The following is a 3,162-nucleotide window of genomic DNA, read 5'->3' as shown; positions in this document are numbered from 1 at the left end:
GGGCGCGGTCGGTGCGGGCGTCGTCACTGCGACCTTCTACAACTTCAGTCCGGCCGTGATCGAGTCGGTCATTCCGCGTGCCTGGGGTCTGGCCACGCCCGCGGCAGTCGTCGACGCGCGGTACCGGGCGGTCGGGGAGGCGTATGTGCGACTTCTCGGCGAATCGGTGACGAATTCACCGGAGATGGCCGAGGCCGCCGAACTCGCGTCGATCGCGGCCCGCGGAATCCCGGGTGTCGAGGGACGGCCGCTGTACGCGGGGTACGCGGGGGTGGAGTGGCCGGACACACCGCACCTCGCCTTCTGGCATGCCCTCACATTGCTGCGGGAGTACCGCGGCGACGGTCACGTCGCCGCCCTGCAGACGGCGGGACTGAGCGGACTCGAATCGCTGATCACGCACACCGCGACCGGGTTCGGCTTCCAGAAGAAGTTCGCGATGGCGCGCCGCGCCTGGACCCAGGACCAGTGGGACTCGGCGAGCGACAGTCTGCGTGACCGCGAGATCCTGGATGCGCGGGGCGAACTCACCGCCGACGGCAAGGAGTTGCGCGAACTGGTCGAGGATCTCACCGACGATCTCGCGCTGGCTCCGTGGGCCGCGCTGGGGGAGGACGGGGCGGCCCGGCTCGTCGAACTCGCAACCCCGTGGCGCGACGCGATCGTCGCGGCGGGCGTGTTCCCCGCCGGCGTGTTCGGTCCCAAGGTCGGCACGTCACGCTGACGCTGATCACAGCCGAAGCGCCTCCGGAATGTGATCCGTCATGCACTGGGGATATCCCCTGTGGCATGTGTTGCAAATGCACCTATGCGGGCACCGATACAGCTAGGGTCAGCGCAGTGGCTGCTGGGTCCAGGCATGACGTATGTCCGGACCCCGGCCAATTGACCACCGCAGACATGGAGGAATGAATGAGCGCCTACCGGACCGTTGTCGTCGGAACCGATGGCTCCGAGTCGTCGTTTCTGGCCGTCGAGAAGGCTGCTGCCATCGCGGGGGACGCCGGTGCCAAGCTGATCATCGCCTGCGCGTACTACCCGGCCGATCCGAAGGACGTCGGGCAGGCCGCCGACGCGCTCGGTGACGAGGCCTACCAGATCACCGGTTCCGCCCCGACGTACGAGATCCTCCGCACCGCGAAGGAGCGCGCCCACGCCGCCGGCGCCAAGGAGGTCGTGGAACGCGCCRTCGTCGGTGCGCCCGTCGAGTCGCTGCTGAACCTCGTCGACGAGGTCGAGGCCGGTCTTCTGGTGATCGGCAACCGCGGACTCAACACCCTTACCGGGCGTCTCCTCGGCTCCGTTCCGTCGGATGCCGCACGCAAGTCGACGTCCGACGTCCTCATCGTCCACACGGTGCGCTGACGCACCACGCGGATCAGCAGTAATTCGCCTCGGCGGCATCGAGATAGACCTGCGCCACCTGTTCGGTGGTGAGGCCGATATCCGACGTCGCCGAGGCGAACTGCGCCATCGGGGTCAGATGCGCGAGGATCGTGGCCTCGTCCGTCCCCTCGGACAGCTGGCCGCAGATCCCGTTGGCGAGAGCCATGACCGTGTCGTCAGGCAGCGCCGGTATGCCGGCCCCGGTCAGCGACTCCTTGTAGCGCAGGCCACGGGCGTCGAGGTGTGATGCGGCAGTGGTGGCGGCAACCGAGGCCGTCGACGGCGGGTCGGAGGCGGTGGCCTCCGAACACGCGGTCGACACGATCGCGGTGAGGACGAGCCCACACCCGATCAGCCGACCGCGACCGCCCGGTGTCACGACAGGATCCCGACCTCGGCCGGACCGAGTTCGGACAGCACCGCGGGCAACGTCTTCGTATGCACCACACCGAGTCGCTGCGTCGCGCGGGTCAGGGCGACGTAGAGGTCGTTCATCCCCCGMGGCGACTCGTCGAGAATGTCCTGTGGCTCGGCGATGAGCACCGAGTCGAACTCCAGCCCCTTGACGTCCCGCACCGTCAGGACGCTGACGGYGTCCGACTTCAGATCGGCGAGTGCGGCGACGAGGTCGTGGCCCCCGATCACGACAGTCGTGCCCGGTCCGGTTTCCCGGGACACACACGTGCGCACGGTGTCCGCGAGATCGGGTTCGGACACCTGCAGCGCCCACGGCGCGAATCCGGATTCGCGCACCGACCGCGGCACGGTCTGCTCTGTGTCGATCTCGGCGAGAACCCGCCGTGCCGACGTCATGATCTCCGCCGGAGTGCGGTAGTTGACGGTCAATTCCGTGAGCTTCCACCGTGCGGCCACGTACGGCTCGAGGATCCGTTGCCACGACGACGTACCCGCCGGGTCGCCGGTCTGCGCCGTGTCGCCGACCAGCGTCATCCAGCGATTCGGTATGCGCCGCATCAGCATTCGCCAGGCCATCTCCGAGAGTTCCTGCGCCTCGTCGACGATCACGTGGCCGTAGGTCCAGGTTCGGTCGCCCGCTGCGCGCTCCGCGGTGGTCTGGTGCTGTCCCACGTCGTGGCGTTCGGCCAGCTGACTGGCGTCGATCAGGTCGTACGCCATCAGAATTTCCGGGTCCAGCTCGTCCTCGAGATCCTGCGGCGCCGAACCGGTCAGGATGTCCAGGGCGCCCTGGGCATCCGCGATCTGTGCCCGCCACTGGCGGCGGGCGCGCTCCCGTTCGGCGGCGTCGTCGACGCCGAGCAGTTCCGCCAACTCGTCGAGGAGTGGCGCGTCGGCGGCACTGAAGCCGCGCATGACGGGGCGTCGCAGCGACTCACGTTGGGTTTCGGTCAGATTCGGCGCGGCATCGGCCAGCCGCTTCGGTGAGGCGTACAGCTCGGCGAGGACCTGCTGCGGCGACAGTTCCGGCCACAGCGCGCTGATCGCCGTCATGATCTCCGGGTCTTCACGCATCTCGTCCCGCATGTCGGCGATGTCGTCCCGGCTCAGCAGGTTCCCGCCGTCGACGACGTTGGCGCCCAGTGTGTCCGCGAGTTGCTGGGCGAGTGCCTCGATGACCGACGAGACGAAGATGGGCCGTGCCAGGTTGTGCGGGCGCCGCGACGACCTCGCCCGGCCACGAGCGCGGGTGACGACCTTGCGGTCGAGGGTGATCCGGTAGGTGTCGAACGTCAGCTCGACGGGACGCGACGGCACTTCCTGCCGATCCCGGACGGCCTTCTTGAGCACGTCCAGCAT

At 68.5% G+C, this 3,162-nt stretch carries 4 protein-coding genes; 2 read left to right on the top strand and 2 right to left on the bottom strand.

The window, feature by feature from the left end; genetic code table 11:
• Together AC1D1G_RS43560 and AC1D1G_RS43555 are read left to right on the top strand one after the other, a co-directional pair.
• Positions 1-724, top strand: a 724-nt coding sequence (locus tag AC1D1G_RS43560) for an SCO6745 family protein (RefSeq protein WP_477956749.1), incomplete at its 5' end; no start/stop codon positions are given.
• 188 nt (positions 725-912) lie between these two features.
• The gene (locus tag AC1D1G_RS43555) at positions 913-1,365 is read left to right on the top strand and encodes a universal stress protein (RefSeq protein ID WP_477956748.1); all 453 of its coding nucleotides are present in this window, start codon (positions 913-915) and stop codon (positions 1,363-1,365) included.
• Positions 1,366-1,378: 13 nt separating this feature from the next.
• Here the strand turns inward: AC1D1G_RS43555 and AC1D1G_RS43550 are convergent, their stop codons facing one another.
• Both AC1D1G_RS43550 and AC1D1G_RS43545 read right to left on the bottom strand, forming a co-directional pair.
• Positions 1,379-1,765, bottom strand: coding sequence for a DUF732 domain-containing protein (locus AC1D1G_RS43550; RefSeq protein ID WP_280782489.1), 387 nt, complete (start codon positions 1,763-1,765; stop codon positions 1,379-1,381).
• The coding region (locus AC1D1G_RS43545; protein ID WP_477956747.1) for an ATP-binding domain-containing protein at positions 1,762-3,162 on the bottom strand (1,401 nt) is incomplete at its 5' end. The genes AC1D1G_RS43545 and AC1D1G_RS43550, both read right to left, overlap by 4 nt.

The sequence above is a fragment of the Rhodococcus sp. P3_B8 genome (genome assembly GCF_056402775.1).
Note: the sequence above shows the minus strand (reverse complement) of the source record. Positions and strands in the feature narration are given on the sequence as shown.